Origin of the sequence: Streptomyces panacea (assembly GCF_040560175.1) — a bacterium.
In the GTDB taxonomy this organism is placed as follows: Bacteria; Actinomycetota; Actinomycetes; order Streptomycetales; family Streptomycetaceae; genus Streptomyces; species Streptomyces panacea.
Window position 1 is genome coordinate 39,611 of record NZ_JARJHW010000020.1, and the last position, 24,335, is coordinate 63,945.

The window sequence follows — 24,335 nt, forward strand, 5'->3', positions numbered from 1 at the left end:
TCTGACCTGTGGATAATAGTTTCCTCATTGTGGAAGTTCAATGGTTTGTTGACGTCGAGATTCTCTGGCACGACAGAACGCGGCGCTCAGTGCCACCGTCGTTACTCAAGGTGCGACAGATCCTCCTCCGTGTCGATGTCGTACGCCTCCGCGACATCCCCGCACTCGACGAGAACGATGTCGCGCGCGTGGGACCTCAGATAGCCGCGTGCCCCCTGATCGCCCGTCGCATCCGCCGCGATCCCCGCCCAGTGGTCCGCGCCGAACAGCACCGGATGGCCGCGCTCGCCTCCGTAGGAGGCCGCGGCGAGTGTCCCGGGGGAGCGGTACGCGGCCCGTACCCGGGCCACCGCCACCGGGCCGATCCCCGGCTGGTCCACCAGCATCACCAGCGCCGCCGAGTGGGCGGAGGCCGCCGCCAGCGAGGCCAGCCCGGCCCGTAGCGACGAGCCCATGCCCCCGGTCCACTCCGGGTTGTCGACCAGTACGCAGCCCGGCAGTACGGCGCGGGCCCGCACCTCGGCGGCGGCGGCCCCGAGCACCACATGCACCCGCTCGCAGCCGCCGTCGCGCAGCGACCGCGCGGCGAGCTCCACCAGCGGGCGCCCCCGGTACGGCAGCAGCGCCTTCGGCCGCCCGCCCAGCCGCCGCCCGCCGCCCGCCGCGAGCAGCAGCCCGGCGACCGGCGACTCTCCGTGATCGTTGTCGTTCATGCGTTCTGCATACCTCACCCGGGCCCTCAAGCGCCCTTTTGCGCCACCGCGCCCGGCGCTGTCGGACGGTGCGTCAGATCGTTGCGCGGCTCCCACCTGGCGATACGCCGGATGAACAAGTTGAATATTGTCCATCAGGTGGCGCACGGCCGCCCGTGTGGCGTTTACTGTCCCGCGTCTCGCGGCGCCGGGCGTGTTTCAAGGGAGGCGCCGGAGGGGCGAGCACCATGCCGAAGGCACATGCACCATGGCGTGCGAGGGGGAAGAACTTTGTTGCGGAGCGTGGGGCATACGCGAGTGACAGAGCGGGGCGAGGATCCGAGACTGACCGGGCTGCGGTACGCCGTGGCGCGTCTCAGGCGGGAACTCGCCGTGTATCCGAACGAGTTCAGGGACAGAGGGATCGCGGAGGAAGAACTGGCCGCGATGGCCGCGATGGTGGCGGGAGGCGATCCGGAGATTCTGCGGATGCGTCGCTCGCTGCTGCTGATCGTCGGCTCGATCGGCTCGGTGAGCGCGCTGGCGCCCACCCTGATGGATGTCAGGAAGGCGGTCGACCTCTTCGGAGAATTAGCGCGCTGAAGCAGGAAGGCACCAGGGCTTGTTGCCGCTCACCCGGTCTTTCAGGTATCGGGTACCGGCTTCGAGGTGCCAGAGCGCCGTACGCCCCAGGGGATTGGGGCGTACGGCGCTCACGTCGCGGGCCTCATGTAGTGGTCCCGGGCGTTGGCCCAGGGCGTCGGCCCCGGGCCTCACGTCTCGGTCCTCACGTCTCGAAGGGCCAAGTGGTCCGGCGCGCACGGGACTTACGGCTGCTGATGGGCCGCCGCGGCCGTACTCGCCAGCGCCTCGGACAGCTCCCGCGCCACTTCCTGGAGGATCGGCACGATCCTCTCGGTGGCCGTCTCCGTGACCCGGCCGGCCGGCCCCGAGATCGAAATCGCCGCAGGCGTGGGGGAGTTGGGCACCGGCACCGCCAGGCAGCGGACCCCCATCTCCTGCTCGTTGTCGTCCACCGCGTAACCGGTGGCGCGCACCACGTCGAGCGCCGCGAGGAAGCCGTCCGGCGTCGTGATCGTCTTCTCCGTGGCCGCCGGCATACCCGTACGCCCGAGCAGCGCCCGCACCTCGTCGGCCGACGCGTGCGCGAGGAGCGCCTTGCCCACGCCCGTGGAGTGGGGGAGCACCCGCCGGCCGACCTCGGTGAACATCCGCATCGAGTGCTTGGACGGCACCTGCGCGACATACACGATCTCGTCGCCGTCGAGCAGCGCCATGTTCGCCGTCTCGCCGGTCTCCTCGACCAGCCGAGCCAGATACGGCCGCGCCCAGGTGCCGAGCAGTCGCGACGCAGACTCGCCGAGCCGGATGAGGCGCGGGCCGAGCGCGTACCGGCGGTTCGACTGCTGTCGTACATAACCGCAGGCGACGAGCGTACGCATCAGCCGGTGGATGGTCGGCAGGGGCAGTCCGCTGCTCGCCGAGAGCTCGCTCAGGCCGACCTCGCCGCCCGCGTCCGCCATCCGCTCCAACAGATCGAAGGCACGCTCGAGGGACTGGACGCCGCCGCTCGCGGATGCGGGCTTGGTGGCGTCGGTGGCGCTGGCACTGGCGGCGCTGGACGTCGGCACAACAACGGTCCTCTCGGGGCGTCGGGACAGGCTGGGCGAGTCAGCAGTTTACCGGGCGGCCCGGTGGGCGACCGGGTCCCCGGGCCGGTCGGCCGCGCCACGTATGCGCCGGTCAGGGGGTGTCTCTCCGGGTGTCGACCGTCACCCGGCGTGATCGGTTCGTACGGTTGGTGATGGTGCGGGGTTCTGTCTGATGAAAGTCTAGTTTCGCTTCGTGGAAAGGATTTCAGTGTAGTGCAGCGGGCGCGTTCCGGGCGGAGTGGCCTTGACGGACCCTGGTCCGGCATGAAGACTCCTTCAACAGTTCGTTGAATTCGATGATTCGTTCGCGTGGGCATGACGGACGTACGGAAGTGAGGGTGGCCGGTGACCGACCTGGACCGGAACGTGGACCTGGTGCTGCGCTCGACACGCGTCGTGACCCCCGAGGGCACCCGCCCCGCGTCGATCGCCGTCGCCGGCGACACGATCGCGGCCGTGCTCCCGTACGAGAGCGGATACGGCTCCGAACCGCCGCCCGGCGCCCGTCTGGAGGACGTCGGCGACGACGTCGTCCTCCCCGGCCTCGTCGACACCCATGTGCATGTGAACGACCCCGGCCGCACGGAGTGGGAGGGCTTCTGGACCGCCACCCGCGCGGCGGCGTCCGGCGGCATCACCACCCTCGTCGACATGCCCCTCAACTCCCTCCCGCCGACGACCACGACGGCCCACCTCCGGATCAAACGGGAGGTCGCGGGCCCCAAGGCGCACATCGACGTCGGATTCTGGGGCGGCGCGCTCCCCGACAACGTCTCCGACCTCAAGTCCCTGCACGATGCCGGGGTGTTCGGCTTCAAGGCGTTCCTGTCACCCTCCGGTGTCGAGGAGTTCCCCGAGCTGGACGCCGCACAGCTCGGCCGTTCGCTCGCGGAGATCGCCGGCTTCGGCGGGCTGCTCATCGTGCACGCCGAGGACCCGCGCGAACTGGCCGCGGCGCCGCGGCGGGCCGGCGCGAAGTACGCCGACTTCCTCGCCTCCCGGCCCCGCGACGCCGAGAACGCCGCGATCGAGGGCCTGATCGCGGCGGCCCGCCGGCTGGACGCCCGCGTCCACATCCTGCATCTGTCGTCGGCCGACGCGCTCCCACTGATCGCCGCGGCCAAGCGGGAGGGCGTGCGGCTGACCGTCGAGTCCTGCCCGCACTACCTCACCCTCACGGCCGAGGAAGTCCCGGACGGTGCGACGGAGTTCAAGTGCTGTCCGCCCATCCGCGAGGCCGCGAACCAGGACGCCCTGTGGCAGGGGCTCGCCGACGGGACGATCGACTGCGTCGTCTCCGACCACTCGCCCTCCACCACCGACCTCAAGACCTCGGACTTCGCGACCGCGTGGGGTGGCATCTCCTCCCTCCAACTGGGTCTGCCCGCCATCTGGACCGAGGCCCGCCGGCGCGGTCACTCGCTGGACGACGTGGCCCGCTGGATGTCGACCGGGCCCGCCGCGCTGGCCGGGCTCGACAGGAAGGGTGCCGTCGAGGCGGGCCGCGACGCCGACTTCGCGGTCCTGGCGCCCGACGAATCGTTCACCGTCGATCCCGCCACGCTCCAGCACCGCAACCGCGTCACCGCGTACGCGGGCAGGACGTTGTACGGCGTCGTCAGGTCGACCTGGCTGCGCGGCCGGCGCATCGTCGCCGACGGAGCCATCGCCGAGCCCTCGGGCCGACTGCTCGAAAGGAACAACTGACCGTGGCCACAAGCCCCTTGACCGCCGGGCCCGCTGCCGGGACGCCCGAGGTCCCCCGCTTCACGGGGGACGCCGAGCCGTACGCCGGCGGCGACCCGTACGCCGACCACCGCTCCGCCGACCTCCCCTTCACCCATCTCGTCGACCTGGCCGACCGCAGGCTCGGCGCCGGTGTCGTCGCCGCCAACGACGAGTTCTTCGCCGAGCGCGAGAATCTGCTCAAGCCGGGTCCCGCCGAGTTCGACCCGGAGCGCTTCGGGCACAAGGGCAAGATCATGGACGGCTGGGAGACCCGCCGCAGGCGCGGCGCCTCCGCCGCGCGCCCGCATCCCACCGACGACGACCACGACTGGGCCCTCGTACGGCTCGGCGCCCCCGGCGTCGTACGCGGCATCGTGGTCGACACCGCCCACTTCCGCGGCAACTACCCGCGGGCCGTATCCGTCGAGGCGACGTCCGTGCCCGGCTCCCCGTCCCCGGAGGACCTGCTCGCCGACGGGGTTACGTGGACAACTCTCGTACCCCGTACGGCCGTCGGCGGTCACGCGGCCAACGGATTCACCGTCGGCGCCGGGCGGCGCTTCACCCATCTGCGGGTCAACCAGCATCCCGACGGAGGCATCGCGCGCCTGCGGGTGTACGGCGACGTCATGCCCGACCCGGAGTGGCTGGCCGCGCTCGGTACGTTCGACCTCGTCGCGCTGGAGAACGGCGGCCGGGTCGAGGACGCGTCCGACCGCTTCTACTCACCCGCCACCAACACCATCCAGCCGGGCCGCTCGCGTCAGATGGACGACGGCTGGGAGACGCGCCGGCGCCGCGACAAGGGCAACGACTGGATCCGCTACGAGCTGGCCGAGCGGTCCGAGATCCGCGCCGTCGAGATCGACACGGCGTATCTGAAGGGCAACTCGGCGGGCTGGGCGGCACTTTCCGTACGCGACGGGGCGTCGGGAGCGGACGACGGGGACTGGGCCGAGGTCCTGCCCCGTACCCGCCTCCAGCCCGACACCAACCACCGCTTCGTCCTCGACCGTCCCGTGACCGGCCGTCAGGTCCGGATCGACATCTTCCCGGACGGCGGCATCTCCCGACTGCGCCTCTTCGGTTCGCTCACCGAGGAGGGGGCGGCCCGACTGGCCGTACGCCACCGCGAGTTGGGCGGCTGACCGCGTCCGGCGGAGCTACGCTGCGTGCCCGCCGTCCACCGCGAACTCGGCGCCGGTGACGTACGCCGCCTCGTCACTCGCCAGGAACGCCACCATCGACGCCACCTCGTCGGCGGACCCGTACCGGCCGAGCGCCGTCATCGCGCTCTGACCCGCCGCGTACGGGCCGTCGGCCGGGTTCATGTCCGTGTCGGTCGGACCCGGGTGGACGATGTTCGCGGTGATCCCCCGCTCGCCCAACTCCCGTGCCAGTGCCTTCGTCAGGCCGATCAGCGCGGACTTGCTCGTCGCGTAGAGCGTGCCGCCGGGGCCGGGCACCCGCTGGGTCATACAGCTGCCGACGGTGACGATCCGGCCGCCGCGTACGAGCTTCGTGGCCGCGGCCTGCGTGGTGAGGAAGACACCCTGGACATTCACGGCCAGCAGTCGGCCGACGTCGGCCGCCGGGAAGGAGTCCAGGGGGCCGAGCAGCCCGATTCCGACGTTGTTCACGAGCACGTCGAGCCGCCCGCCGAGACCGTCGACGGCCCGCTCCACCACGCTCACGGCCTGCGCGGGGTCGGCCGAGTCGGCGCGCAGCGCGAGCCCGCGCCGCCCGGCCGCCTCGATCTTTCGCACGACCTCCCGTGCGGCGGCCTCGTCCGCGACGAACGTGATCGCGACATCCACGCCCTCCTGGGCGAGCCGCAGGGCGATGGCGGCCCCGATACCCCGGCTGCCACCGGTGACCAGCGCGGTCCGGCCGGCCTGCGCGGACTTCGATACAGACATGTGGTGCGTCCTTCGATCGGTCGCCCGCGACGGCGGGCGACGAATGGGTGCTGCGGATGACCTCGATCAAACCCGCCGACCGCGGGTGCCACCGGCGGGAATCGGACGTGGACGGCGCTGTCGCCGACCGGCCCCGTACGGCGCCGGTACGCGCCCGCCCCGCCCCGTGCGGGGTGGCGCGCAGCGTCCGGGCCCGTGGTGTATCCGCGACGAGCGCCGTCCGCCCGCAGGGGGAGTAGCTGGACCTCGTCGCGTCCGGCACCGTGCGCCCGCGGGACGGAGCACCGCTCCCGTACCGCACCGTGTGGCATCCGCTCCGGCCACGCGGTGCGGGCCCGTACCGCTGCGCCGTCGGGCCGCCCGTCCGCGCGACCGCGCGACCGCGCGGCGTTCGGGGCGTTGCGGCCGCCGGAACGAGCACCGTTTCCTTACCGCACCGTGTGGCATCCGCTCCGGCCACGGGGTGCAGGCCCGTACTGCTGCGCCGTCGGGCCGCCCCGTCCGCGCGGCCCCGCGGCGTTGCGCCCGCGGGACGGAGCACCGCTCCCGTACCGCACCGTTCCCGTACCGCACCGTCCGGCGGCGGCGCCCGGCGGCGGCGCCCGGCTGGCGGCTCCCGCCGGAGCCCGACGCCGCGCCCTAAGTCGATGACCTCGCGACTTTGGTAGCCGACGCCTTCCACCGGGCAGCGCGCCACGCCCCACCTGCATAGATTGGTCGTATGACGCGTACGGAGTACCCCTGGCTGCTGCCTTCGGCCATGGCGGGGCCCACCGGCCCCGATGCCGCCGGGAAGCGGGGCGGGCCGCGGCAGCGGCGGACCGTGCGGGACTGGGTGGTGGACCTGATCGTCTTCTTCTTCGCCGTCTTCGTCGGCATGCTCGCGCTGGACACGGCCGAGCGGGCGGGCAACAGCGAGCCGCTCATCATGGCCGACCTGCTGATCGGCCTCGCGGCCTGCGGCGGGCTCTGGGTGCGCCGGCGCTGGCCGTTGGGGCTGGCCATCTGTCTCGTTGTGGTGGAGACGGTCGCGCCGACGGCGGTCGGGGCCGCCCTGGTGGCACTCTTCAGCCTGGCCATCCACCGGCCGTTCAAGCCCGTGGCCTACGTCGCGGTCCTCGCCCTGATCGGCATGACCGGCCAGGCGTATCTGCGTCCCGACCCGACCATCTCCCATCTCTTCGCGGTCATCCTCGGCGCGCTCCTCATCCTGCTCGCGCTCGCCTGGGGCATGCTCGTACGGGCCCGGCGGCAGCTTTTCGTCGCACTGCGCGAACGCGCGGTGCGCGCCGAGAACGAGGCCGCGCTCCGGGCCGAGCAGGCCCAGCGGCTGGCCCGCGAGGCCATCGCGCGCGAGATGCACGACGTACTGGCGCACCGGCTGACGCTGCTCAGCGTCCACGCGGGCGCGCTGGAGTTCAGACCCGACGCGCCGCCTCCCGAGGTGGCCAGAGCCGCCGGTGTGATCCGCGACAGCGCCCACGAGGCGCTCCAGGACCTGCGCATGATCATCGGCGTGCTGCGCGCGCCCGGCGACGACGGCGAGCGCCCGCAGCCCACCCTCGTCACCCTCGACGCCCTGGTCGCCGAGTCCCGCGAGGCCGGGATGAAGGTCACCCTCGACAGCGGCGTCGACGACCCGGAGGCCGTACCGTCCGCCACCGGCCGTACCGCCTACCGCATCGCGCAGGAGGGCCTGACCAACGCGCGCAAGCACGCGCCCGGCACCGGCACCACCGTCCTGGTGAGCGGCGGCCCGGGGGACGGACTCACCGTCGAGGTGCGCAACGAGGCGCCGCTCGGGCCGGTCCCCAACGTGCCGGGATCCGGCCAGGGGCTGATCGGGCTGACCGAACGCGCCACCCTCGCCGGTGGCCGCTTCGAGCACGGCCCGACGCTCGACGGCGGATTCGCCGTCAAGGCCTGGCTACCGTGGTCCCCATGACCACCACGCCCATCCGGCTCCTCATCGTCGACGACGACCCCCTCGTGCGCGCCGGACTGACCTTCATGCTGGGCGGTGCGGACGGTGTCGAGATCGTGGGGGAGGCGTCCGACGGCTCCGAGGTGGAGACGCTCGTCCGCGAACGCGCGCCCGACGTCGTGCTCATGGACATCCGGATGCCCATCATGGACGGCCTCGCCGCCACCGAACTGCTGCGGGCGCGCGCCGGGGCGCCCGAAGTCCTCGTCCTGACCACGTTCCACGCCGACGAGCAGGTGCTGCGGGCGCTGCGCGCGGGCGCCGCCGGGTTCGTCCTGAAGGACACGCCCCCGGCGGAGATCGTCGCGGCGGTACGGCAGGTGGCGGCGGGCGAGCCCGTGCTCTCCCCGGCCGTCACCCGCCAGTTGATGCGCCATGTCGCGGGGACGCCGACCGGCGTACGCAAGGACACGGCGACGGACCGGCTGACCCGGCTCGGGGATCGCGAGCGGGAGGTGGCGCTCGCCGTGGGGCGCGGCAGCTCCAACGCGGAGATCGCGGCGGAACTGTTCATGAGCGTCCCCACGGTCAAGGCGCACGTGTCCCGCGTCCTGGCCAAGCTCGGTCTCAACAACCGGGTACAGATCGCCCTGTTGGTCCACGACGCGGATCTGGTGACGGACGGCGACCAGGCCTAGGCCCTGCCCGGCGGATCCGTCGGCCGCCAGGTTCGGCGGCGTACGCCGGAGCGACGTAATCTGACGCGATGACAGTCGTCGATCTGGGCGCGTACGGGCCCGATTTCACCGCCGATCCGTACCCGTACTACGCGAAACTGCGCGAGGCGGGACCGGTGCACCAGGTCCGTGTGCCGCACGGCGACCGGTTCTGGCTGATCGTCGGGCACCGGGAGGCGCGCGCCGCGCTGGCCGACCCCCGGCTCTCCAAGTCACCGGCCACGGTGGGCGGCAGCATGCTGGACGAACGGGTCATCGGACCGAATCTGCTGGTCCTGGACCCGCCGGACCACACCCGGCTGCGCAAGCTCGTCGCCCGCGAGTTCACCGCCCGCAGGGTGGCCGGACTGCGCGAGCGGATCCAGTCGCTCACCGACGGGCTGATCGACGCCATGCTCCCGGCCGGCCACGGTGACCTGGTCGACTCGCTGTCGTACCCGCTCCCCATCACCGTCATCTGCGAACTGCTCGGTGTGCCCGCGGCCGACCGCGAGGTCTTCCGCGCCTGGTCGACGGAGATCGTGGCACCCAGCGGCCCCGCCTCCGAATACACGGCCGTGCACGAACTCGGCTCCTACTTCGACGAGTTGATCGAGGACAAGCGCTGCGCCGGCCCCTCCGGCGACCTGCTCTCCGCGCTGCTGCGCACCCGCGCCGAGGACGGCGACCGGCTCTCCGCCGCCGAACTGCGCTCCATGGCCTATCTGTTGTTGATCGCCGGTCATGAGACGACGGTCAACCTCATCACCAACGGCATGCGTGCCCTGCTCTCCCACCCCGATCAACTGGCCGACCTGCGGGACGACTTCGGGCTGCTCGACGGCGCGATCGAAGAGATGCTGCGCTACGAGGGCCCGGTCATGAACGGCACCGCCCGCTTCACCAGCGAGCCCGTGACCGTCGGCGACACGGTCATCCCCGCGTACGAGGCGGTGCTGGTCGGCCTCGGCGCGGCGGGCCGCGACCCCGCGCGCTACCCGGAGCCGGACCGCTTCGACATCCGGCGTACGGCGACGGCCACGGCGACCGGCGCCAAGGGCCGGAACCACGGACATCTCGCCTTCGGGCACGGAATCCACCACTGCCTCGGCGCGCCCCTCGCGCGCCTGGAGGCCCGGATCGCGGTCCGTACCCTCCTCGAACGCTGCCCCGACCTGACCCTCGACCCGGACACGGGGCCGCTGGACTGGCTGCCCGGAATGCTGATCCGTGGGGTGCGGGGTCTGCCGGTGCGGTGGTAGGCATACGGCCTGTCGTGTGGATCAGGCCCTGAGGCGCGGGGTACCGCGCGATACGTTCCGGAGGAGTCCGACCATGCGGGAGTTCGACATCGTCCTGGCACGCGAGGTGCTGGACAGCCAGCCCTTCAGCGGCCTGCTCGGTACCAGGCTCATGGTCTTCGGGGACGGCGAGGCGGAGCTGGAGCTGGACATCCGTGCGGACCTTCAGCAGCAGAACGGCTATCTGCACGGGGGAGTGCTGGCCTACGCGGCCGACAACAGCATGACCTTCGCCGCCGGCTCGGTACTCGGCCCCGCCGTGCTGACGGCGGGCTTCTCCATCCAGTACATGCGTCCCGGCACCGGCCGCACGCTGGTCGCCCGCGCCTCCGTCGTCCACGCGGGCCGCCGGCAGGCCACGGTGCGCTGCGACCTGTTCACGGTGGCGGCGGACGGCACGCAGACACTGTGCGCGGTGGCACAGGGCACGGTGCTGCCGGTGCCGAAGCCCGACTGAGGGAGACCGGTCGCCCGGACGGTCCGCCTACAGCCCGCCCGGGATCTCCTCCAGCCGCACCGGCCGGTGTTCCAGCCGTGACAGCTCGCACGCCTCCGCGATCCGCAGCGCGTGCAGCGCCTCGTGCCCGTCGCACGGGTTCTCCAGCTCGCCGCCCACGACACGGATGAAGGCGTCCAGTTCCGCCTCGTACGCCGGCGCGAACCGCTCCAGGAACCCCGGCCACGGGTTGTCGCAGCGCGGCGGACCCTTCGGCTCGGTCGAGGTGATCGGCGTACGGTCGTCGAGTCCGACCGCGAACTGGTCCCGTTCGCCCGCCAGTTCCATCCGTACGTCGTATCCCGCGCCGTTGCAGCGGGTGGCGGTGGCGGTGGCGAGCGTCCCGTCGTCCAGGGTGAGGACGGCTGCGGCCGTGTCGATGTCCCCGGCGTCGCGGAACATCGGGGGCCCGGCGTCCGAGCCGGTCGCGTACACCTCCACCACCTCGCGCCCGGTGACCCAGCGCATGATGTCGAAGTCGTGGACCAGACAGTCCCGGTAGAGCCCGCCGGACAGCGGCAGATACTCCGGGACCGGAGGCGCGGGGTCGGAGGTGATGGCGCGTACGGTGTGCAGCCTGCCCAGGGCCCCGGACCGTACGAGATCGCGGGCCGCGGCGTAACCGGCGTCGAAGCGGCGCATGAAGCCCAGCTGCAGGACGGTGCCGGCGGAGTCGACCTCCGCCAGGGCGTTCAGCGTCCCCTTGAGGTCCAGCGCGATCGGCTTCTCACAGAACGCGGGCAGCCCGGCCCGCGCGGCGCGGCTGATCAGATCGGCGTGGGCCGAGGTGGCCGAGGCGATGACGACCGCGTCCACGCCCCAGGAGAAGATCTCGTCGACCGAGGGGGCCGCCGTGGAGCCCGTACGGTCGGCGACGTGTGCGGCCCGGGCCGCGTCCGTGTCGGCGACGACGAGGGAGCCGACCTCGCGATGGCGGCTCAGCGCCTCCGCGTGGAAGGTGCCGATACGGCCGGTGCCGATGAGTCCGATGCGCATGGCCCTTAAGGTGGCCTCGCCCCGTCGTCATGTCAAGCGTTTGTCCTGACATTTAGACCTGCTGATGATCTTTGCCCGGACGGTGTCGGCCTCTGCCCGTCCGGTAGTTGTCCCGGTGCCTGTCGTGGCGCTTGTCCTGACAACCGAACTACAGGACTTTCCGTCAACATCTCACGGGGCTACGCTCGCCCCCGTGTCCAAGCAGCCGGAACCAGAGCAGCCGAGCGGAGCGGCCCCCCGGGCCGCCGCGCTCCAGCTCGGTGTCGACCGCACCAGCCCGGTCCCGCTCTACTTCCAGCTGTCGCAGCAGCTCGAAGCCGCCATCGAGCAGGGCGGACTCGCGCCGGGCAGCCTCCTCGGCAACGAGATCGAGCTGGCGGGCCGCCTCGGACTCTCCCGGCCCACCGTCCGCCAGGCCATCCAGTCGCTCGTCGACAAGGGCCTGCTGGTACGCCGCCGGGGCGTCGGCACCCAGGTCCTGCACAGCAAGGTCAGACGCCCCCTGGAGCTGAGCAGCCTCTACGACGACCTGGAGGCGGCCGGCCGGCGCCCCGCCACCCGCGTGCTGCGCAACACGGTCGAACCGGCCACGGCGCGGATCGCCGCCGCGCTCGGGGTCGCGGAAGGGGCGGACGTACGGCTCGTCGAACGGCTCCGGTACGCCCACGACGAACCGATTGCCCGGCTGCGCAACCATCTCCCCGTCGAACTGCTCGACTGCGACACCGCACAGCTCGAATCCACCGGCCTCTACCGGATGATGCGCGCCGTCGGCATCACGCTGCACAGCGCGCGCCAGTCGGTCGGCGCGCGCGCCGCCGACGCCGAGGAGGCGCTGCTGCTCGGCGAGCCGACGGGCGGGCCGCTGCTCGCGATGGAGCGCACCACGTTCGACGACACCGGCCGCGCCGTCGAGTTCGGCGACCACATCTACCGGGCCTCGCGTTACGTCTTCGAGTTCCAGCTCCTCGTCCGGCCGTAGCGCTTCCCCGGGCGCCTCCCGTACGTCCAATTCTTCGTAAGAATGTTCGGACAAAGTATTGACGAGGCCGCGCGTGCGCCGCTAGAACTCCCCCCAGCCGCAACGGGGCGGCCGGGAGAGAAGGCGGATCCACCATGCGTACCAACCGAAAGGCGGCGGCCCGCACGGCGGCGGCGCTGCTCACCGCATGCGCGCTCGCCCTCGTCGCCGGATGCAGCGGCTCCGGCGGGAAGGACTCCGAGGACAAGGCCGACGACGGCGGCGGCGGTACGACCGCCAAGACCCCGCGCATGAAGATCGCCATGGTCACGCACTCCGGCGAGGGCGACACCTTCTGGGACATCGTCCAGAGCGGCGCCAAGGTCGCGGCGGGCAAGGACAACGTCCAGTTCCTCTACGCGGCCAACAAGGAGGGCAAGGAGCAGGCCCAGCTGATCCAGAGCTATATCGACCAGGACGTCGACGGGCTCGTGGTCAGCCTCGCCAAGCCCGAGGCGGTCAAGGCCGTCCTCGCCAAGGCCACCGCCGCCGGAATCCCGGTCGTCACGATCAACTCCGGCGCCGAGTTCTCCGAGCCCTTCGGGGCCCTCGGCCACATCGGCCAGGACGAGGCCATCGCCGGTGAGGCCGTCGGAGAGGAGCTGAACGAGCGCGGCAGGAAGAAGGCGCTCTGCGTCATCCACGAGCAGGGCAACGTCTCGCTCGAAGCGCGCTGCGCCGGTGTCAAGAAGACCTTCGAGGGCACCGTCGAGAATCTGAACATCGAGGGCACCAACATGCCCGCGTCCACGTCGTCGATCGAGGCCAAGCTCCAGAGCGCCAAGGACATCGACACGGTCGTGACGCTCGGCGCGCCCTTCGCCGCCGCCTCCGTCAAGGCCAAGGAGAGCGCCGGCTCCAGCGCCGAGATCAACACCTTCGACCTCAACGAGGACGTGGTCAAGCAGCTCAAGGCCAAGGAGATCGGCTTCGCCGTGGACCAGCAGCCCTATCTCCAGGGCTACCTCGCGGTGGACGAGCTGTGGCTCAACAAGAACAACGGCAACGTCATCGGCGGCGGAAAGCCCGTACTCACCGGACCCGCGCTCGTGACCGAGGAGGACGTCCCCGCGCTGGAGAAGTTCACCGCCCGCGGCACCCGATGACAGACAGGCGTCACCTCCCGATGACATGCACGTGTCCGCACCCGCTGACCGGGCCCCGAACAGCCATGACCGATACTTGGGCCGCCGGGCCGGGACATACCGTGCCCGGCGGTATCGGTATCGGTACGGGGAAGCACAGCGAGAGAGGCACGGCGTCGTGGCTAGGGTCGGTGGGGTTCGGACAGGGATACGCGCGATGGGCGCGGTGCTGGCGGCGGTTGTCGGGGCGGCGTCCCTGGCGGGATGCAGCAGCACCGGCGGCAAGCGCGCCGAGGAACGGGCCGCGGCCGCCGAGGCCCAGGCACAGGGGCGGGCCGCGGTGAGCACGCCCAAGTGGACGGTCGCCATGGTCACCCACTCGGGAGACGGCGACACCTTCTGGGACATCGTCCAGAAGGGCGCGAAGCAGGCCGCCGTCAAGGACAACATCAACTTCCTCTACGCGCACAGCGACGAGGGCCAGCAGCAGGCGCAGCTCGTCCAGTCGTACATCGACAAGGACGTCGACGGGCTGATCGTCACCCTCGCCAAGCCCGACGCGATGAAGGCCGTCGTCGCCAAGGCCGTCAAGGCCGGCATCCCGGTGATCACCGTCAACTCGGGCTCCGAGCAGTCCGAGCAGTACGGCGCGCTCACCCACATCGGCCAGGACGAGTCCATCGCCGGTGAGGCCGTCGGCGACGAACTGGACAAAAGGGGCAAGAAGAAGGCCGTGTGCGTCCTGCACGAGCAGGGCAACGTCGGCCACGAGCAGCGCTGCGCCGGGGCGAAGAAGACCTTCGGCGGCACGATGCAGAACCTCTACGTCGACGGCACCAACATGCCCGACGTGCAGGCGTCCATCGAGGCGAAGCTCCAGACCGACAAGAGCATCGACGCCGTCGTGACGCTCGGCGCGCCCTTCGCCGACACCGCCGTCAAGGCGAAGGAGACGGCGGGCAGCAAGGCCGAGATCGACACCTTCGACCTCAACGAGGCGGTCGCGGGCTCGCTCAAGGCGGGCCGGCTCGGCTTCGCCGTCGACCAGCAGCCCTACTTGCAGGGGTACGAGGCCGTCGATCTGCTCTGGCTCTACCGGTACAACGCCGATGTACTCGGCGGCGGGCGTCCGGTCCTCACCGGGCCGCAGATCATCAACAAGCAGGACGCCGCCGAGCTGGAGAAATTCGCGGAGCGAGGGACCCGATGACCACAACCGCACCACCCGTGAAGGACCGGCCGGGCGACGGCGGGGACGCCGGCCCGGCCGGGGACGAGCGACTGCTGGGGAACTCGGCGCTGCGCAAGCTGCTCGGCAGGCCCGAACTGGGCGCGGTCGTCGGCGCCTTGGCGGTGTTCCTGTTCTTCTCGGTCGTCGCCGACTCGTTCCTGAAGACATCCAGCTTCGGCACCGTCCTGTACGCGGCGTCGACGATCGGGATCATGGCGGTGCCGGTGGCGCTGCTGATGATCGGCGGCGAGTTCGATCTGTCCGCCGGTGTGCTGGTGACCAGTTCGGCGCTGATCTCCTCGATGTTCAGCTACCAGATGACGGCCAACATCTGGGTGGGCGTGTTCGTGTCCCTGCTGGTCACCCTCGCCATCGGGGTGTTCAACGGCTTCATGCTGACGCGGACGAAACTGCCGAGCTTCATCATCACCCTCGGCACGTTCCTGATGCTCACCGGTCTCAATCTCGGTCTGACCAAGCTGATCAGCCGCACCGTCTCCACCAAGAGCATCAGCGACATGCAGGGCTTCGAGTCGGCCCGTAAGATCTTCGCCTCCGAACTGACCGTCGGCGGAGTCGAGTTGAAGGTCACCATCCTCTGGTGGGCGGGCCTGGTCGCGCTGGCGACCTGGATCCTGCTCCGTACCCGCTTCGGCAACTGGATCTTCGCGGTCGGCGGCAACGCCGAGGCCGCCCGCGCCGTCGGCGTGCCGGTCCGGCTGACGAAGATCGGCCTCTACCTGGGCGTCGGCTTCTGCGCCTGGGTCTCCGGCCAGCATCTGCTCTTCTCGTTCGACGTCGTGCAGTCCGGCGAGGGCGTCGGCAACGAGCTGATCTACATCATCGCCGCGGTCATCGGCGGGTGTCTGATCACCGGCGGCTACGGCTCCGCGATCGGCTCCGCGGTCGGTGCGTTCATCTTCGGCATGACCAGCAAGGGCATCGTGTACGCGGAGTGGAACCCGGACTGGTTCAAGTTCTTCCTCGGAGCGATGCTCCTTCTGGCCACCCTGCTCAACGCATGGGTCCGCAAGCGCGCGGAGGCGACCCGATGACCAGCACGCCCGGCACGACCACGACCGGCACGGCCACCAGCGGCACGGCGACCACGACGCCCCTGGTCGAGCTGGAAGACGTCAGTAAGTACTACGGCAACATCCGAGCCCTCGAAGGCGTCTCGCTGGAGGTGCACGCCGGTGAGATCACCTGCGTCCTCGGCGACAACGGCGCGGGCAAGTCCACCCTCATCAAGATCATCGCGGGGCTGCACCAGCACGACTCGGGCGAATTCCTGATCGAGGGCAGGAAGGCGACGCTCGGCTCGCCGCGCGAGGCGCTGGACCTGGGTATCGCCACCGTCTACCAGGACCTCGCCGTCGTACCGCTCATGCCGGTCTGGCGTAACTTCTTCCTCGGCTCCGAGCCGACGAAGGGCACGGGCCCCTTCAGGCGCCTCGACGTCGAACAGATGCGCCGCACCACCCGCGAGGAACTGCTGCGGATGGGCATCGACCTGCGCGACGTCGACCAGCCCATCGGGACCCTGTCCGGCGGCGAACGCCAGTGCGTGGCCATCGCCCGCGCCGTCCACTTCGGCGCGAAGGTCCTCGTCCTGGACGAACCGACGGCCGCGCTCGGCGTGAAGCAGTCCGGCGTCGTACTGAAGTACGTCGCCGCCGCGCGTGACGCGGGTCTCGGCGTGGTGCTGATCACCCACAACCCGCACCACGCGTATCTCGTCGGCAACCGGTTCGTGCTGCTCAAGCGCGGTGTCATGGCGGGCAGCCACACCAAGGAATCGATCACCCTGGACGAGCTGACCCGCCAGATGGCGGGCGGATCGGAGCTCGAAGAGCTGAGCCACGAGCTGGCGAAGGCCCCCACCCCGGCCCACCTCGGTGGCCGTCCGGTGGACGACAGCGCACGCCAGGGGGACGAGGAAGGGAACGGGAGGCCGTCCGGCGGCAGTGTCAAGCCCTGACCGACCTCCGCACCTTCCGGATGGCAGAATCGGCGGCGGTGGACAACCGTCCACCGCCGCCGCCCCGGGCACCCGGCGCGACGAGCCCCCGATCCGCAGGGACGACACGACACGTGCGAGTACCCAGGCCGCGTTCCGGTAGCAGCGCCGTCCGCCAGGCCCGCGTGAGGGGGCCGGTCCGATGAGTACGTACCGGGACTTCACCCACCGCGGCTCCGCGCGCGCCACCGTCCTGCGGACCGTCGGCACCCGCGAGCGCCGCTCGCACGCCTCGGCGCCCCGCGTCCCCACCGTCGGGATCGACATCGGCGGTACGAAGGTGATGGCCGGGGTCGTCGACCCGGACGGCAACATCCTGGAGAAGATCCGCACCGAGACGCCGGACAAGTCCAAGAGCCCCCGGGTCGTCGAGGACACCATCGTCGAGCTGGTGCTGGACCTCTCCGACCGCCACGACGTGCACGCCGTCGGCATCGGCGCCGCCGGCTGGGTGGACGCGGACCGCGCGAAGATCCTCTTCGCCCCGCACCTCGCGTGGCGCGACGAACCCCTGCGCGACTCGATCTCCTCCCGGCTCGCCGTCCCGGTGATGGTCGACAACGACGCGAACACCGCGGCCTGGGCGGAGTGGCGCTTCGGCGCCGGACGCGGCGAGGACCACCTCGTCATGATCACGCTCGGGACCGGTATCGGCGGCGCCATACTGGAGGACGGCCGGGTCAAGCGCGGCAAGTACGGCGTGGCGGGCGAGTTCGGCCATATGCAGGTCGTGCCCGCCGGACACCGCTGCCCCTGCGGCAACCGCGGCTGCTGGGAGCAGTACAGCTCGGGCAACGCGCTCGTCAGGGAGGCCAGGGAGCTGGCCGCCGCCGACTCCCCGGTGGCGTACAACCTCATCGAACGCGTCAAGGGCCACATCCCCGACATCACCGGACCGCTGATCACCGAGCTGGCCCGCGAGGGCGACGCCATGTGCGTCGAACTGCTCCAGGAGATCGGCCAGTGGCTCGGCGTCGGCATCGCGAATCTGGCGGCGGCGCTCGACCCGTCCTGCTTCGTCATCGGCGGCGGCGTCAGCGCGGCGGACGATCTGCTGATCGGCCCCGCGAGGGAGGCGTTCCGCCGCCAGCTCACCGGGCGCGGCTACCGGCCGGAGGCGCGTATCGCCAAGGCGCAGCTGGGCCCCGAGGCGGGCATGGTCGGTGCGGCCGACCTCTCCAGACTCGTGGCGCGCCGCTTCCGCCGGGCCAACCGGCGCAGGCTTGAGCGGTACGAGAAGTACGAGCTGTACGCCGAGGCGATCCGCACCGGCCGGATGCCGCAGGACCTGCGCGAGGAGCAGGAGCTGCGCGAGGCCGAGGAGTCCCGCGCGGCGGCGGTGCGCGAACGGCGGGAGTCCGCCCCGGCGGAACCCGGGACGGAGACGGAGCCCAAGCCGGACACGCAGGCCCGCGAGGCACCGGAAGCACCGCGAGAGCCCCGTACGAGCCCCAGCCGCGCCCCCCGCACCAGCCAGGAACCGCCCTCATGACCGTGCCGCACCAGTCGAAGTCCCCGGAAGCGATGCAGAAGCCGCCGGAGAACCACCGTCACATGGTCCGCCGCCGGTGGGTGACGGCGATAGTGATCGTGTTGCTCATCGGTGTGCCCGCCGGTTATCTGGTGATCTCGGCCGGTCAGAGCCGGCGCAGCGGTCTGGACAAGGAGCTGGAGTCCTCGGCGACCGGCCTCACGGACGCCGTGCCGTCCCGGATGAAACAGCGGGTCTTCGAGGTGCCGATCCCCGCGCGCGCCACGCACGTGCGCTACTACGAGACGAGCAACTGGAAGTCCAGCCGGCTGTATGTGCAGTTCAACGTGACGTCCGGCCGGCTCGACACCTTCCTCACCGAGCTGGGCACGCACCGCGCCGCGCTCAAGGAGGGCAAGGTCACCATCGCGCCCCGCGATTCGCGCACCGTCGGCTGGAACTTCGTCCCCACCCGCGTCTGGTCGGGCACCACGCACAAGCAGAAGGACCCCCGGCCCACCCAGGACATCACCGTTGACCTGAGCGACCCGGCGATGCCCCGCGTGTACGTCGTCTCCACGACCACCCCCTGAGGCACGGCGGGTGACCGCCGAGCCGCGTCCAACTCGCCACCAGGGAAAGGTCCGTGACCGGCGGGCCGCGGAGCGCCGGTGCGGGGGGCGGGACGCGGGGTGGGTTGCGATGGCATGTCGAGTTCTCTGCCACGCTGCGCAGTTGAGGCGAGTCGGATGACTCGACCCTTCAAGGTCGCTGGACAGGGGACCCGGCGGTGCTGCGCGGGCGGCAGTGACGAGATCCTTACGGTGGGACTCGACGCGTTCGATGAGCGAGTCCCGGACTTGTCCACCGATCAGTTGGTCCCACATGGCTGGGCAACGGTCGACCAGGGGAGAGCGCCTGAACTACCTGCATTTCGGTGAGGGTGGCGCTGTCGCGGGGGCAGTAGTCCAGAAGATCCCGGTCATGCCTTTTTCCCTCCGCGTCCTTGCGCGCCCAGCCGACGAGCAATTCCCAGGGTACGTAAGCCGAGCTATGACGACGTTTGGGGCAATCTTCTGGGGCGTCGGGACAGCATCCTGCTTCCAGGGCGCTGATCGTCGCGCGCTATATCGCGCGATCGAGCGCACAGGTTCCAAGAGGCGCCATCGCGAGAGAAGACGCTGTGCGGCTGCAAGGACATGAGGGGAGGCGAGGAGCTCTAGTGATGCGCATCGAGCTTCCACCGGGATGGCGTGCGTGGCCACGAGCGCCTGGCGCTCATCGTGATCGAGGCCCGGCAGTCGCTTCACCACACCCACCAGGGTGGGTGTCAGAGACGCTCAGGAACTTCGTACACGCGCTGTCGAGTGCAGTATGCCGTTGCTGACCCCGATGGAGGAAGCTCTGGATCTGCACCGCCGAGATGGCCGTGCCGGCCTGGATACGTCCGGCGAGGGGCGCGGCGGATGTTGCACTTTCCGCGCTGCGCTTGGTCCACGATGCTGTGACCAAGGCGTCGTTTCTCATGGTGTGGTGCTTCGTTGGGCAGTACATGACGGACTTGGTTGAGCGTTTGGTGCCGGATGAGTTGTGGGTGTTGTTCCGTCGGGTGGTGCCGCCGACGGAGGTGATACGTCCGCAGGGTGGCGGCCGGGCTGGGGCGGGTGACCGTGAGGTGCTGGCGGCGATCTTGTTCGTGGCCACGTCGGGCTGTACCTGGCGGCAGTTGCCGCCGGTGTTCGGTCCTGCCTGGCCCACGGTCTACCGGCGGTTCGCGCAGTGGTCGAAGGCGCGGGTATGGGCCCGGCTGCACCGTGTTGTCCTTGATGAACTCGGTGTCCGCGGTGAGCTGGACTGGTCGCGCTGCGGGATTGATTCCGTCAGTGTCCGGGCGGCAGAAGGGGGCCGTTGACGGGACCGAATCCGACCGACCGCGGCACGTCGGGATTGTCCTGCCGGGCGGGGTGCACGGCCCGTCGGGCGAGGCACAGCACGTCGGCCGGAAGTTGGCGTGTGCCGTTTCGACGGCCTCGGGATACGCCTGGGTCTTCTCGTGTTCGGCCAGGGCCCGGTAGAGGCTGGGGCTGTGTCCCTTGCGGCGGCCGGTGGGGATGAGCAGGTCGGGCTGGATGTCCTCGACGGTCTCGCCGTTCGCGCGGCGGCGGAGCACGGTGTGTAGCATGTCGTCGGTGATGACCGGCGGCCGGCCGCCGTGGTTGCCCTTGCGGGCCGCGGCGTCCAGCCCTTCGAGGGTGGACTCCCGGATGCTCTCGCGCTCCGTCTCCGCCATCGCCGCGAAGAACCCGAACAGCAGACGTCCCGGCCCGCTGGGGTCGTACATCCCCTGGAGGGGGCCGGCGAGCATCTCCAGCACCAGGCCGTGGGCGGTGAGGTGATCGGCGAGCGCGGTCAGCTCAGCGGCGTCGCGCCCCAGCCTCTTCATCTCGTTCACCGTGAAGATCACCCGGCAGTGCGGGGCGTGCGCCTTGATCTCTCGCGCGGCGGCGGGCGCGGCCTCGAACTGCGGGCGCACGCGGACCCGGGTGCTGATCTTCTCGGCGAAGATCTTGTCCCGCGGGATGCCGTGTCCGGCGAGCGCGTCGAGCTGCGACTGGTGTTCCTGGGTGAGGTGGAGCACCTCGCATAGCCGATGTGGATGTCAGCGGTCGGGGTGCCCGGGTCGGTGGGCGCGGGCGCTGGGGTGCCGGGCCGCCACGGCTGGCCGGGGCCGCGGTCGTTGGGTGTCGGTACGCGCAGGAGTTTCGCAAGCCGGGGCACCTTGGTGAAGCGCCCGGTGTGATAGGTGCCGGCGACCGCGCCGGAGCGCGAGCGGCAGGGTGAGCCCGGTGATGCGTGACAGCGTGGGCATTCGTGGCGCTCGACGTCGTCAGCTTCGGACTCGAGTGCGGTTTGAGGGTCCGTCATGACCCCGGATTACTGTCACGAACATTCCCAGAACGGGCCTGAGTCCACTCTTGAGTGAGAGTGAGAGTGAGAGTGAGAGTGAGAGTGAGTTGTGACAGTGAATTCGCGTTCCGGATCGCTTCCGCCGACCGCTCTTGACCTTGATCCGGGAAAGGGTCATTTGTGAGGGGGCGGGGCGTCGCGGGAGGTGAAAGCTCGGGCATGACTCTCCCGATGAGGCATCAGGAGGTTGTGGTCGACCCCGGACTGGCCGCGGGTGGCTCTACCTCCGCGCGACCGCGCACGGAGGTCGCTCCGATGTCGTCGGGCTGAAGGAGCCCGGTGAGTACGCGGGTGAGGATGCGGTCCAAGAGCGATTCCGATGAATCCTCGGCCCCGGGCGGCTGCCCGATCAGAGCGGAGGCGAGGTGCGGGTGATGGCCCGCCATGGCGACCTGTGTGAGGTATTCCGCTTGGGCCTGCTGCCACTGCGGGATCGTCTGCCCAGCGAGACGCTGGATCACCTCGGCGCGCGTCAGAGTGGAGACGACGGCATTGAGGATCGCGATGGCCTCCAGCTTGGTCCGGGGGCTGATGTCGAGGTCGGCGAGCGCGGCCAGGGCGTGCTCCAGGTAGGTGACCGCGTGCGGCCCCACCGGGGTCCTCGTCGCGGTCGCGTCGAGCAGCCATGGGTGCGCGAGGTAGACGCTCCTGCTCTGTCGGGCCAGGGTGAGCAGGTCGTCCAGCCAGTGTCCGGAGCCGAGTGCGGCGTAGGAGATCTGGCTGTTGACCTGGTCGATCATCAGTTCCAGCAGTTCGTCGCGGGTGGCCACATAGCGGTAGAGGGATGCCGGCCCGGCTCCGAGAGCGACCGCCACGGCCCGCATGGTGACGGCGGGCAGGCCGTCCGCGTCGGCCAGGGCGATCCCGGCGGCGGCGATGCGGTCGCGGTCGAACGTGGGCGTCGGGCCGCGTCCGGCGCGTTCGGGGCGCAGCCAGATGCTGTGGGCGGACGGCTCGGTCATGGCCCCTCCTGCTCTGCGAACGACGTATGCAGTACCTTAGGCCATGTGAACTGCGAACATAGTTCGCAGTAGATGAAAGGGAGCCGACATGCCCCAGACGCAGCCGCAGCACGAGTGGATGCCGACCCGGTACGCGCACAACGGCGACGTGCAGGTGGCCTTCGACCAACTGAATGGCTCCGAAGGCGAACCGCTGCTGCTCATCATGGGCTTGGCCACCGCCCGGTTCTGGTGGCCGGCCGGACTGTGCCAGGCCTTCGCCGACACCGGGTTCGCCGTGGCCCGCTACGACCAGCGCGACGCCGGCCAGTCGACCCGGATGCCGGACGCCGCCACCACCAACCCCTTCAAGGCCCTGTTCGCCAAGCGCGGGGACGCCTACACCTCCGAGGACATGACCGACGACGCCATCGCCGTGATGGACGAACTCGGCTGGGAGCGAGCACACGTCTTCGGACACTCCCTGGGCGGCGCGATCGCCCAGCGGATCGCGCTGAGACACCCCGACCGGGTGCTCAGCGTCACCTCCTCGGCGGCCCTGCCCAGCGACGTCTCCGGCCTGGGAGTCCTGCGCTACCTGCGGTTCGGCCTGCTCGCCAAGCTCGCCCGGACCAAGTTCCCCGAGGGCCGCGAAGGCGACATCGAGGCCTCCCTCACCGTATGGCGCGGCATCGCCTCCCCCGGCTACCCCTTCGACGAAGCCGCGGCCCGCGCCTGGGTCGAGGCCGACGTGGACAGCGGCCCGCGCGACAACAAGGCGCAGAGCCGCCAGATCGGCGCCCAGTGGCACGGACCCAGACTCAGGGAACTGCGCCGACCCACCCTGGTCCTGCACGGCGAGCGGGACCCCATCCTGCGTGTCGGCGCGGGCCGCGCCACCGCCCGGGCCATCGACGGCGCCCGCCTGGTGACCTACCCGGGCGTCGGCCACGACCTCCCCGCCGCCCTGTGGACCGACATCGCCTGCCAAGTCGGCGAACTGGCAGCCCGTCAGTTGCATTCAGGCGGTGCGGGCATGTTCGGTCAGCCGCTGAGCGAGTGACGGCCGGGTGTACTCCGGCGGCGTGGGCACGGTGGCCATCCTGTCGGATCGTCAAGGCCCCGGTCACCGCAGGATGCCACCCGTCGTGATCTACTTCTCCCGATCGGCCCGTCTGCCAGGCCCGTTGCCCTGGCCTGCCCGATCGCTGCGACCACCGCCGAGCGCAAACGGTTGCGGAAGATGGCCTACGGCCACAAGACCCCGCACCAGTTACGGCGGCGGGCAGAGATCGTCCTGCACGCGGCACGGGGGCACTCCAATGCGCGCATCGCCCGCGAGACGCCTTTACCTGGACACGGTCCGCACCTGGCGGAACCGGTTCGCCGACGGCAGGCTGCCGGCTCCGGCCGACCGCAGGCGCTCGGGGCGCCCGGCCCGTTTCACTCCTGTGCAGGTCGCCGAGGCCAAGGCCCTGGCCTGCCAGCTCCCGCCGGAGCCCGGCACACCGCTGTCGCGCTGGTCGTGCCGGAACTGACCGCGCGGGATCACCGACACCGTCTCCGCGTCCACGGTGTGCCGCTGGTTGCCTCAGGACGCGATCAAGCCCTGGCAGTACCGGTCCTGGATCTTCATCCGAGACCTGAACTTCCGCGTCAAGGCCCAGCGGGTCCTGGACCTTTACGCCCGCGCCTTCGAGGGCGTCCCGCTTCAAGCGGACGAGTCGCAGAAGCCGAAGCTGGTCGACGCCCCGGCGCGTCCGGTGGCTCCGGCGAGTGCGGCTGCCGCCGAGCCGACGACGAAGAACGCGGTGTACGAGTACGACGCCGCTTCTCGGCTGGTCGGTGTCACGGATCCGGCTGGTCAGACGGCCCGATATCGCTACGACGCGGCGGGCAACCGCCTGGGCGTCGACCGTTTCGCGTCGAGCACCCTGTCGGTTCTCTCCCTGGTCCCCGTCCGCGCCCAGGCGGGCGCGAAGGCCGCCCTCTCCGGCACCGGTTTCTCATCGACCCCAGCCTCGAACTCGGTGAAGTTCGGTACGGCAGAGGCACCGGTCACCTCTGCCACCGCGACCCGTCTGGTGGTGACGGTCCCGGCCGGCGCGGCCAACGGCAAGGTTTCGGTGACTACGGGCGGCGCGACGGTCCAGT

General features: G+C 70.7%; 22 protein-coding genes and 3 pseudogenes. 18 read left to right on the forward strand and 7 right to left on the reverse strand.

Going from position 1 to position 24,335, the window contains the following annotated elements; all coding sequences use genetic code 11:
• Positions 1-101 precede the first annotated feature (101 nt).
• Complete coding sequence (locus tag P3L51_RS07730; RefSeq protein WP_354604328.1) at positions 102-713, reverse strand: nucleotidyltransferase family protein; 612 nt, start codon at positions 711-713, stop codon at positions 102-104.
• Positions 714-983: 270 nt separating this feature from the next.
• On the opposite strand from P3L51_RS07730, the gene P3L51_RS07735 reads away from it, so the two are divergent.
• Entirely contained in the window at positions 984-1,295 is a 312-nt protein-coding gene (locus P3L51_RS07735; protein ID WP_354604329.1) for a DUF5955 family protein, read from the forward strand.
• A gap of 224 nt (positions 1,296-1,519) precedes the next feature.
• Here the strand turns inward: P3L51_RS07735 and P3L51_RS07740 are convergent, their stop codons facing one another.
• Positions 1,520-2,344: an IclR family transcriptional regulator gene (locus tag P3L51_RS07740; RefSeq protein ID WP_354604330.1), complete on the reverse strand. Its 825-nt coding sequence runs from the start codon at positions 2,342-2,344 to the stop codon at positions 1,520-1,522.
• 375 nt (positions 2,345-2,719) lie between these two features.
• Here P3L51_RS07740 and allB point away from each other — a divergent pair, with 375 nt between their 5' ends.
• Positions 2,720-4,072, forward strand: coding sequence for an allantoinase AllB (allB, locus tag P3L51_RS07745; protein WP_435594403.1), 1,353 nt, complete (start codon positions 2,720-2,722; stop codon positions 4,070-4,072).
• Positions 4,073-4,074: 2 nt separating this feature from the next.
• Positions 4,075-5,241 (forward strand): allantoicase, encoded by a 1,167-nt coding sequence (alc, locus tag P3L51_RS07750; RefSeq protein ID WP_354604332.1) that lies wholly within the window; start codon positions 4,075-4,077, stop codon positions 5,239-5,241.
• 15 nt (positions 5,242-5,256) lie between these two features.
• Here alc and P3L51_RS07755 read toward each other — a convergent pair whose 3' ends face one another.
• Entirely contained in the window at positions 5,257-6,012 is a 756-nt protein-coding gene (locus tag P3L51_RS07755; RefSeq protein WP_354604333.1) for an SDR family NAD(P)-dependent oxidoreductase, read from the reverse strand.
• Between the two features lie 721 nt (positions 6,013-6,733).
• Here P3L51_RS07755 and P3L51_RS07760 point away from each other — a divergent pair.
• From P3L51_RS07760 to P3L51_RS07775, 4 genes are all read left to right on the forward strand, one after another.
• Positions 6,734-7,957 carry a sensor histidine kinase gene (locus tag P3L51_RS07760; RefSeq protein WP_354604334.1) on the forward strand — a complete coding sequence of 408 codons (1,224 nt, stop codon included), beginning with the start codon at positions 6,734-6,736 and terminating at the stop codon, positions 7,955-7,957.
• Positions 7,954-8,634 carry a response regulator gene (locus P3L51_RS07765; RefSeq protein ID WP_354604335.1) on the forward strand — a complete coding sequence of 227 codons (681 nt, stop codon included), beginning with the start codon at positions 7,954-7,956 and terminating at the stop codon, positions 8,632-8,634. The genes P3L51_RS07760 and P3L51_RS07765 overlap by 4 nt, the downstream gene beginning before the upstream one ends.
• 68 nt (positions 8,635-8,702) lie before the next feature.
• Positions 8,703-9,914, forward strand: coding sequence for a cytochrome P450 family protein (locus tag P3L51_RS07770; RefSeq protein WP_354604336.1), 1,212 nt, complete (start codon positions 8,703-8,705; stop codon positions 9,912-9,914).
• Between the two features lie 73 nt (positions 9,915-9,987).
• Entirely contained in the window at positions 9,988-10,410 is a 423-nt protein-coding gene (locus P3L51_RS07775; RefSeq protein WP_354604337.1) for a PaaI family thioesterase, read from the forward strand.
• A gap of 27 nt (positions 10,411-10,437) precedes the next feature.
• Here P3L51_RS07775 and P3L51_RS07780 read toward each other — a convergent pair whose 3' ends face one another.
• Entirely contained in the window at positions 10,438-11,445 is a 1,008-nt protein-coding gene (locus tag P3L51_RS07780) for a Gfo/Idh/MocA family protein (RefSeq protein WP_354604338.1), read from the reverse strand.
• A 193-nt stretch (positions 11,446-11,638) separates the two neighbouring features.
• On the opposite strand from P3L51_RS07780, the gene P3L51_RS07785 reads away from it, so the two are divergent.
• From P3L51_RS07785 to P3L51_RS07820, 8 genes and pseudogenes are all read left to right on the forward strand, one after another.
• Positions 11,639-12,427, forward strand: coding sequence for a GntR family transcriptional regulator (locus P3L51_RS07785; protein ID WP_435594399.1), 789 nt, complete (start codon positions 11,639-11,641; stop codon positions 12,425-12,427).
• Between the two features lie 134 nt (positions 12,428-12,561).
• Positions 12,562-13,572 (forward strand): sugar ABC transporter substrate-binding protein, encoded by a 1,011-nt coding sequence (locus tag P3L51_RS07790; protein WP_354604339.1) that lies wholly within the window; start codon positions 12,562-12,564, stop codon positions 13,570-13,572.
• Positions 13,573-13,768: 196 nt separating this feature from the next.
• On the forward strand, positions 13,769-14,761 hold the full coding sequence (locus tag P3L51_RS07795; protein ID WP_354604340.1) for a sugar ABC transporter substrate-binding protein: 993 nt from the start codon (positions 13,769-13,771) through the stop codon (positions 14,759-14,761).
• On the forward strand, positions 14,758-15,837 hold the full coding sequence (locus tag P3L51_RS07800; RefSeq protein ID WP_354604341.1) for an ABC transporter permease: 1,080 nt from the start codon (positions 14,758-14,760) through the stop codon (positions 15,835-15,837). The genes P3L51_RS07795 and P3L51_RS07800 overlap by 4 nt, the downstream gene beginning before the upstream one ends.
• Positions 15,834-16,763 (forward strand): ATP-binding cassette domain-containing protein, encoded by a 930-nt coding sequence (locus P3L51_RS07805; RefSeq protein WP_354604342.1) that lies wholly within the window; start codon positions 15,834-15,836, stop codon positions 16,761-16,763. The genes P3L51_RS07800 and P3L51_RS07805 overlap by 4 nt, the downstream gene beginning before the upstream one ends.
• Before the next feature lie 181 nt (positions 16,764-16,944).
• Positions 16,945-18,096, forward strand: a pseudogene (locus P3L51_RS07810) (ROK family glucokinase); the annotation flags it as partial.
• Between the two features lie 194 nt (positions 18,097-18,290).
• On the forward strand, positions 18,291-18,866 hold the full coding sequence (locus P3L51_RS07815; protein WP_354604344.1) for a hypothetical protein: 576 nt from the start codon (positions 18,291-18,293) through the stop codon (positions 18,864-18,866).
• Between the two features lie 959 nt (positions 18,867-19,825).
• Positions 19,826-20,220: pseudogene (locus P3L51_RS07820) on the forward strand (transposase); the annotation flags it as partial.
• A 328-nt stretch (positions 20,221-20,548) separates the two neighbouring features.
• Here P3L51_RS07820 and P3L51_RS07825 read toward each other — a convergent pair.
• The 3 genes and pseudogenes from P3L51_RS07825 to P3L51_RS07830 all read right to left on the reverse strand — a co-directional run.
• Positions 20,549-20,839, reverse strand: a pseudogene (locus tag P3L51_RS07825) (recombinase family protein); the annotation flags it as partial.
• Positions 20,734-21,198, reverse strand: a complete 465-nt coding sequence (locus tag P3L51_RS35960) for a zinc finger domain-containing protein (RefSeq protein WP_435594400.1) — start codon at positions 21,196-21,198, stop codon at positions 20,734-20,736. The pseudogene P3L51_RS07825 and the gene P3L51_RS35960, both read right to left, overlap by 106 nt.
• A gap of 221 nt (positions 21,199-21,419) precedes the next feature.
• Positions 21,420-22,202: a TetR/AcrR family transcriptional regulator gene (locus tag P3L51_RS07830; protein WP_354604345.1), complete on the reverse strand. Its 783-nt coding sequence runs from the start codon at positions 22,200-22,202 to the stop codon at positions 21,420-21,422.
• 88 nt (positions 22,203-22,290) lie between these two features.
• On the opposite strand from P3L51_RS07830, the gene P3L51_RS07835 reads away from it, so the two are divergent.
• The 3 genes from P3L51_RS07835 to P3L51_RS07845 form a co-directional block, all read left to right on the forward strand.
• On the forward strand, positions 22,291-23,244 hold the full coding sequence (locus tag P3L51_RS07835; protein ID WP_354604346.1) for an alpha/beta fold hydrolase: 954 nt from the start codon (positions 22,291-22,293) through the stop codon (positions 23,242-23,244).
• Positions 23,245-23,503: 259 nt separating this feature from the next.
• Positions 23,504-23,719: a helix-turn-helix domain-containing protein gene (locus P3L51_RS07840; protein WP_354604347.1), complete on the forward strand. Its 216-nt coding sequence runs from the start codon at positions 23,504-23,506 to the stop codon at positions 23,717-23,719.
• A 48-nt stretch (positions 23,720-23,767) separates the two neighbouring features.
• Positions 23,768-24,335 (forward strand): IPT/TIG domain-containing protein (locus P3L51_RS07845; RefSeq protein ID WP_354604348.1); only part of this gene is annotated, 568 nt, incomplete at its 3' end.

Coding starts and splice junctions, on each gene's coding strand:
- P3L51_RS07765 (WP_354604335.1), top strand. CDS start 7,954: ATGACCACCACGCCCATCCGGCTCCTCATCGTCGACGACGACCCCCTC.
- P3L51_RS07730 (WP_354604328.1), bottom strand. CDS start 713: ATGAACGACAACGATCACGGAGAGTCGCCGGTCGCCGGGCTGCTGCTC.
- P3L51_RS07840 (WP_354604347.1), top strand. CDS start 23,504: ATGCGCGCATCGCCCGCGAGACGCCTTTACCTGGACACGGTCCGCACC.
- P3L51_RS07755 (WP_354604333.1), bottom strand. CDS start 6,012: ATGTCTGTATCGAAGTCCGCGCAGGCCGGCCGGACCGCGCTGGTCACC.
- P3L51_RS07815 (WP_354604344.1), top strand. CDS start 18,291: ATGACCGTGCCGCACCAGTCGAAGTCCCCGGAAGCGATGCAGAAGCCG.
- P3L51_RS07835 (WP_354604346.1), top strand. CDS start 22,291: ATGCCCCAGACGCAGCCGCAGCACGAGTGGATGCCGACCCGGTACGCG.
- P3L51_RS07805 (WP_354604342.1), top strand. CDS start 15,834: ATGACCAGCACGCCCGGCACGACCACGACCGGCACGGCCACCAGCGGC.
- P3L51_RS35960 (WP_435594400.1), bottom strand. CDS start 21,198: ATGACGGACCCTCAAACCGCACTCGAGTCCGAAGCTGACGACGTCGAG.
- P3L51_RS07775 (WP_354604337.1), top strand. CDS start 9,988: ATGCGGGAGTTCGACATCGTCCTGGCACGCGAGGTGCTGGACAGCCAG.
- P3L51_RS07790 (WP_354604339.1), top strand. CDS start 12,562: ATGCGTACCAACCGAAAGGCGGCGGCCCGCACGGCGGCGGCGCTGCTC.
- P3L51_RS07780 (WP_354604338.1), bottom strand. CDS start 11,445: ATGCGCATCGGACTCATCGGCACCGGCCGTATCGGCACCTTCCACGCG.
- P3L51_RS07760 (WP_354604334.1), top strand. CDS start 6,734: ATGACGCGTACGGAGTACCCCTGGCTGCTGCCTTCGGCCATGGCGGGG.
- P3L51_RS07795 (WP_354604340.1), top strand. CDS start 13,769: ATGGGCGCGGTGCTGGCGGCGGTTGTCGGGGCGGCGTCCCTGGCGGGA.
- P3L51_RS07800 (WP_354604341.1), top strand. CDS start 14,758: ATGACCACAACCGCACCACCCGTGAAGGACCGGCCGGGCGACGGCGGG.
- P3L51_RS07770 (WP_354604336.1), top strand. CDS start 8,703: ATGACAGTCGTCGATCTGGGCGCGTACGGGCCCGATTTCACCGCCGAT.
- P3L51_RS07830 (WP_354604345.1), bottom strand. CDS start 22,202: ATGACCGAGCCGTCCGCCCACAGCATCTGGCTGCGCCCCGAACGCGCC.